Source organism: Paenibacillus polymyxa, from assembly GCF_015710975.1.
Lineage (GTDB): Bacteria > Bacillota > Bacilli > Paenibacillales > Paenibacillaceae > Paenibacillus > Paenibacillus polymyxa.
In genome coordinates this window covers 5,046,057-5,052,500 of sequence record NZ_CP049783.1, presented here as the reverse complement: position 1 = coordinate 5,052,500, position 6,444 = coordinate 5,046,057, and the positions used below count along the sequence as shown (strand labels likewise).

General features: G+C 45.8%; 3 protein-coding genes and 2 rRNA genes. All 5 read left to right on the top strand.

Translation table 11 applies throughout. The annotated features are described in order from the left end of the window. Positions 1–332 precede the first annotated feature (332 nt). The 5 genes from G7035_RS23115 to G7035_RS23095 all read left to right on the top strand — a co-directional run bounded on the left by G7035_RS23115 (position 333) and on the right by G7035_RS23095 (position 6,421). Positions 333–3,279, top strand: a 23S ribosomal RNA gene (locus tag G7035_RS23115). A gap of 151 nt (positions 3,280–3,430) precedes the next feature. Further along, positions 3,431–3,547 (top strand): 5S ribosomal RNA (gene rrf, locus G7035_RS23110). Positions 3,548–3,928: 381 nt separating this feature from the next. Continuing rightward, positions 3,929–4,780 carry an alpha/beta fold hydrolase gene (locus G7035_RS23105; protein ID WP_019687225.1) on the top strand — a complete coding sequence of 284 codons (852 nt, stop codon included), beginning with the start codon at positions 3,929–3,931 and terminating at the stop codon, positions 4,778–4,780. A gap of 357 nt (positions 4,781–5,137) precedes the next feature. Continuing rightward, the gene (locus tag G7035_RS23100; RefSeq protein WP_016818751.1) at positions 5,138–5,860 is read left to right on the top strand and encodes a YjjG family noncanonical pyrimidine nucleotidase; all 723 of its coding nucleotides are present in this window, start codon (positions 5,138–5,140) and stop codon (positions 5,858–5,860) included. Further along, positions 5,861–6,421 carry a GNAT family N-acetyltransferase gene (locus G7035_RS23095; protein WP_019687226.1) on the top strand — a complete coding sequence of 187 codons (561 nt, stop codon included), beginning with the start codon at positions 5,861–5,863 and terminating at the stop codon, positions 6,419–6,421. The last annotated feature ends 23 nt before the right edge of the window (positions 6,422–6,444 follow it).

Sequence of the window (6,444 nt, the reverse complement as noted above, 5' to 3'; positions counted from 1 at the left end):
CGGATATTCAATTCGGTTCATCACGTTCGTGTGAATGAAATGGATATCCTGAACATACTCACTCGTTGCTCAGTTTTGAGAGTTCAAACTCTCAAGTTTCGACGAATGTTTCATTCACACATCGTGTGGAACCGAAATATTCATCGGGCTTCGCTTCGACGAAGCGAATTGCACCTTGAAAACTGGATACCGAAACGAAATTGCGTTTTAGAATATTCCTTTAAGCTGATCTTGTGTAAACAAGTGAAATAAAGGTAGCTGCCTTGAATTTCATTCACACGTGAGTGTTGAACCGAAATTCAAAGCAAATCGTATTTACGATGTAAATACTAGGTTAAGCTACAAAGAGCACACGGAGGATGCCTAGGCGCCAGGAGCCGACGAAGGACGTGGCGAACAACGATAACGCCTCGGGGAGCTGTAAGCAAGCTTTGATCCGGGGATGTCCGAATGGGGAAACCCGGCTGTCTTCATCGACAGTCACTACTCACTGAATTCATAGGTGAGTGAGAGGCAGACCAGGGGAACTGAAACATCTAAGTACCCTGAGGAAGAGAAAACAATAGTGATTCCGTCAGTAGCGGCGAGCGAACGCGGATTAGCCCAAACCAAGGAGCTTGCTCCTTGGGGTTGTGGGACGTCTCACATGGAGTTACAAAGGAACCGGTTAGATGAAGAGGTCTGGAAAGGCCCACCAGAGAAGGTAAAAGCCCTGTAGTTCAAAACTTGTTCCCTCCGAGACGGATCCCGAGTAGTGCGGGGCACGTGAAACCCCGTATGAATCCGGCAGGACCATCTGCCAAGGCTAAATACTCCCTGGCGACCGATAGTGAAGCAGTACCGTGAGGGAAAGGTGAAAAGCACCCCGGAAGGGGAGTGAAATAGATCCTGAAACCGTGTGCTTACAAGAAGTCAGAGCCCTATGATATTTTCCTTTGGAAAAATCACGGGTGATGGCGTGCCTTTTGTAGAATGAACCGGCGAGTTACGTTCCCGTGCAAGGTTAAGGTGAAGAGCTGAAGCCGCAGCGAAAGCGAGTCTGAATAGGGCGAATGAGTACGTGGACGTAGACCCGAAACCGGGTGATCTACCCCTGTCCAGGGTGAAGGTGCGGTAACACGCACTGGAGGCCCGAACCCACGCATGTTGAAAAATGCGGGGATGAGGTGGGGGTAGCGGAGAAATTCCAATCGAACCCGGAGATAGCTGGTTCTCCCCGAAATAGCTTTAGGGCTAGCCTCGGAAAGAAGAATCGTGGAGGTAGAGCACTGATTGGGTGCGGGGCCCGCAAGGGTTACCAAGCTCAGTCAAACTCCGAATGCCATAGATTTAGTTCCGGGAGTCAGACAGTGAGTGCTAAGATCCATTGTCGAAAGGGAAACAGCCCAGACCATCAGCTAAGGTCCCCAAGTGTGTGTTAAGTGGGAAAGGATGTGGAGTTGCACAGACAACCAGGATGTTGGCTTAGAAGCAGCCACCATTGAAAGAGTGCGTAATAGCTCACTGGTCGAGTGACTCTGCGCCGAAAATGTAACGGGGCTAAACACACCACCGAAGCTATGGCTTGATGCTTGCATCAGGGGTAGGGGAGCGTTGAATGCGGGTTGAAGGTGTACCGGAAGGAGCGCTGGACTGCATTCAAGTGAGAATGCCGGTATGAGTAACGAAAAGATCTGTGAGAATCAGATCCGCCGAAAGCCTAAGGGTTCCTGAGGAAGGTTCGTCCGCTCAGGGTAAGTCGGGACCTAAGGCGAGGCCGATAGGCGTAGTCGAAGGACAACAGGTAGAAATTCCTGTACCACCGTAATCCGCTATGAGCGATGGGGTGACGCAGTAGGGTAGTGACGCGGACTGATGGATGTCCGTCTAAGCAGTGAGGCTGATGTGTAGGCAAATCCGCACATCGTAAGGCTGGGCTGTGATGGGGAGCGAAAATTATAGTAGCGAAGGTCATGATCTCAGACTGCCAAGAAAAGCCTCTAGCCAGGAGAAGGTGCCCGTACCGCAAACCGACACAGGTAGGCGAGAAGAGAATTCTAAGGCGCGCGGAAGAACTCTCGTTAAGGAACTCGGCAAAATGACCCCGTAACTTCGGGAGAAGGGGTGCCTCGGTAGGGTGAATAGCCCGAGGGGGCCGCAGTGAAAAGGCCCAAGCGACTGTTTAGCAAAAACACAGGTCTGTGCGAAGCCGCAAGGCGAAGTATACGGGCTGACGCCTGCCCGGTGCTGGAAGGTTAAGGGGAGTGGTAAGCTCGTAAGAGCGAAGCTATGAACCGAAGCCCCAGTAAACGGCGGCCGTAACTATAACGGTCCTAAGGTAGCGAAATTCCTTGTCAGGTAAATTCTGACCCGCACGAATGGCGTAACGACTTGGGCGCTGTCTCAACGAGAGATCCGGTGAAATTTTAATACCTGTGAAGATGCAGGTTACCCGCGACAAGACGGAAAGACCCCATGGAGCTTTACTGCAGCTTGATATTGAATTTGGGTACGATCTGTACAGGATAGGTGGGAGCCGTTGAACCTTGAGCGCCAGCTTGAGGGGAGGCATCCTTGGGATACCACCCTGATCGTATCTAGGTTCTAACTTGGTACCGTGATCCGGTACGAGGACAGTGTCAGGTGGGCAGTTTGACTGGGGCGGTCGCCTCCTAAAGAGTAACGGAGGCGCCCCAAGGTTCCCTCAGAATGGTTGGAAATCATTCGAAGAGTGCAAAGGCAGAAGGGAGCTTGACTGCGAGACCTACAAGTCGAGCAGGGACGAAAGTCGGGCTTAGTGATCCGGTGGTACCGCATGGAAGGGCCATCGCTCAACGGATAAAAGCTACCCTGGGGATAACAGGCTTATCTCCCCCAAGAGTCCACATCGACGGGGAGGTTTGGCACCTCGATGTCGGCTCATCGCATCCTGGGGCTGAAGTAGGTCCCAAGGGTTGGGCTGTTCGCCCATTAAAGCGGTACGCGAGCTGGGTTCAGAACGTCGTGAGACAGTTCGGTCCCTATCTGTCGTGGGCGTAGGAAATTTGAGAGGAGCTGTCCTTAGTACGAGAGGACCGGGATGGACGTACCGCTGGTGTACCAGTTGTTCCGCCAGGAGCACCGCTGGGTAGCTATGTACGGAAGGGATAAGCGCTGAAAGCATCTAAGCGTGAAGCCCCCCTCAAGATGAGATTTCCCAATTAGTAAGACCCCTTGAAGACGACGAGGTAGATAGGTTGGGGGTGGAAGTGCAGTAATGCATGGAGCTGACCAATACTAATCGGTCGAGGGCTTATCCTAAAGATAAGACGCAATGAAGTTTCGGATCCAGTTTTCAGGGTGTAACCTTGAAGGTATGTAGAAGTACATACGACAAGCGTATGGCGATTCATTCATAGAATCTGTGATGAACCGAATAACCTTACGGAAGAATTTGCGAGGCAAATTCATGTTTGGTGGCGATAGCGGAGGGGTTCCACACGTACCCATCCCGAACACGACCGTTAAGCCCTCCAGCGCCGATGGTACTTGGACCGCAGGGTCCTGGGAGAGTAGGACGTTGCCAAGCACAAAAAAAGAGCACAGCCTTAATGGCTGTGTTCTTTTTTTATATCCGATTCATTTATCATTCACAGGAAAGGCTCATGCCATGCCTTTGGTTAAAAGCACTACAATATTCTGGTTGTTCCTTGTATAGTGCTGCTGCTGGAGGACACTTAAGGCTTGAAGTTTACGGTAATTTCCTTTTGCCACTTTGTATCTCCGACTTGTACGGCAAGATTAGAAGATCCAAATTCGGTTTTGTTTTAGAAAAAATCATGTTAAACTTTTCTCATAAAATAAACAGACTTTCAGAGGTGAGTTGTAGTGCTGGAACGATCTATGGAGAATACAAGGGATTTAAACAACGGAAAGGGAGTGATTTAAAGAAGAAAAGGAGACGATGAAGATGAGCACTTATCAAACAGTTATTAGTGATGGATTTGAGCTGAAATATACTATAAGAGGTAACGGAAAGCCGATATTGGTGATCGGCAGTAGTGTATATTATCCTCGCATATTTTCAGACCATTTATATAAAAAGTTTCAGTTTATTTTCTTAGATCATAGAGGGTTTGCAAAACCGACTCGTGCTTTAAAACCAGAAGACTATACATTGGATAAAGTCATCAAAGACATAGAAACAGCAAGACAATGCCTTCATTTAGATCCATTTATCATATTAGGACATTCCGGGCATGCTTTTATGGCTTTGGAATATGCTAAACAATACCCAGACTATGTTGAAAAAGTGGTGCTATTAAATTCAGCGCCTACGAACAGCCAAGAAAGACAACGGCAAAGCTTGTCATACTTTTATGAAACGGCCAGTCCAGCCAGAAAAGAACGTTTTGAAAAAGATATTGTTTTATTAGAGGATGATATCAAAAGAGATCCCGACAGAAGATTTGTTCACATGTGTATACGTATGAGAGCCCAAAGTTTTTATGATTATACCTATGATGCAGCTCATATGTGGAATGATGTGCACACGAACATGCCTATCATTGATTATTTATGGGGAGAAGCCTTCGGAAAGATAGATTTGATACAGTCCTTGGGAGATGTCGATAAGCCCATGTTTATTGGTCTTGGAAGAACTGATTACTTAGTCGCGCCTGTTTCATTGTGGGATCGGGTCGATGATAGCTACACGAACGTAAAAAAGGTGGTTTTTGAGCATAGTGGCCATAATCCGATGTTTGAAGAACCTCATTATTTTGATCAAACATTAACCGAATGGATTAATGAAAATCACTAGGTTTTTAAAACAGTCGATTCCGGTACTGGAAACAGACCTGAAGATGATGGCAGGTTGACCCTAAAGATCTACGAATGGAGAACAAATAGTTTGAATTTTAAAAGGAGAATGTTTATCTTTAGGCTTGTCACTGAAGCATCGAGGACAGCTTGAGTTAGCATTCTCCTTTCATTTATAAATCGCTATGGTGGTAGTTTGGCACGAAGCATGTTACTTCGCACTGGCTCAAACTCATAGAAAATATTACTCCATTCTTTTTGTCATGACTTGACGGATCAATGAGGTTCTGTATAATAACCGAGAGATCATACTGTAATGATAGTTTATTTCCATTTGATATGGAGGTTGGAAGTCGTTTTGAAATACGAAATTATTTTGTTTGATGTTGATGATACGCTGTTTGATTTTAAAATGGCAGAGAGCCATGCGCTACATAATACGTTCACCCAATTTGGATTGCCGCAAGGGGCCACAGAGTACAAATCCAGCTATGATGAGATTAATAGTGTGTTGTGGCGAGAAGCAGAGGAAGGACTTATTACCTCGGCACAGTTGCGGGTGGAAAGATTTAAACGATTGTTTACTGTCCATAAGCTAGACTTCAATCCGGACGCCTTTAGTGCTGCTTATTTACGTTATTTGGGTGAAGGTGCTTTTTTGATGGACGGAGCGGTTGAACTATGTGACGTACTATCTGAGTATCGTTTGGCGATTATTACGAATGGAATCAAAGAGGTACAAACCTCCAGAATTCAGCTCTCTCCGCTGCGTGATGTGTTTGAGCAGGTGATCATTTCAGAAGAAGTGGGTTGCCAAAAGCCACAAGCTGGTATTTTCGATTACGCATTTGCCAAGCTAGCCATCTCAGATAAAAGTAAGGTCCTTATGGTCGGCGATTCTTTAACCTCTGATATTCAAGGAGGGAATAAGTACGGAATTGATACCTGCTGGTTCAACCCTGCCAGAAAAACAAATACGTCTGGTATTCAACCCACTTATGAAATAACAAGTTTAATGGAACTACTGAGTAGTGTACTTTCAATAGGGTCTGTACTGAATCGTACGTCGGCGGAAATCTAGATGAATGATGTAGAAATCAGAAGACCGAAAGTTAAAGATGCCGAAAAGTTAAATGAATTGTTTAGAATAGTGATTACAGACACATTTGCTAAAGAAGGTATTGGAAGCAAGCTGGAGGATATAGAGGATGAAATTGAGACTAAAAGAGCGTATTTGGAAAGTGACTTAGAAAGCCACGGTGAGCAACGATATTTTTTAATCGCTGTAGACGGGGATCGAATAATGGGTTCAATTGAATATGGCCCGGCAAGTGAACTTATAAGTAAATCTACCAATGATGCATTAAAAAATTTGTGCGAGGTAGGAACTGTATTTGTTCACCCTGACTACCAGAAGATTGGAGTAGGAAATTTATTATTGAAATCAATGTATCTGGCGTTGAAAGATAGAGGAGTAGAAGAATTTTGTTTAGATAGTGGGTATCGTATTGCACAAAAAATATGGGAAAAGAAGTTTGGAACTCCTGATTATTTATTAAAAGATTATTGGGGAAAAGGCTTTGATCATATGATATGGAGAATCAAAATCAAGGATGCTATTAAATGGTCACAAAGTTATTAAACAAGGCAGGTCGGAAAATCGAC

Coding starts and splice junctions, on each gene's coding strand:
- G7035_RS23095 (WP_019687226.1), top strand. CDS start 5,861: ATGAATGATGTAGAAATCAGAAGACCGAAAGTTAAAGATGCCGAAAAG.
- G7035_RS23105 (WP_019687225.1), top strand. CDS start 3,929: ATGAGCACTTATCAAACAGTTATTAGTGATGGATTTGAGCTGAAATAT.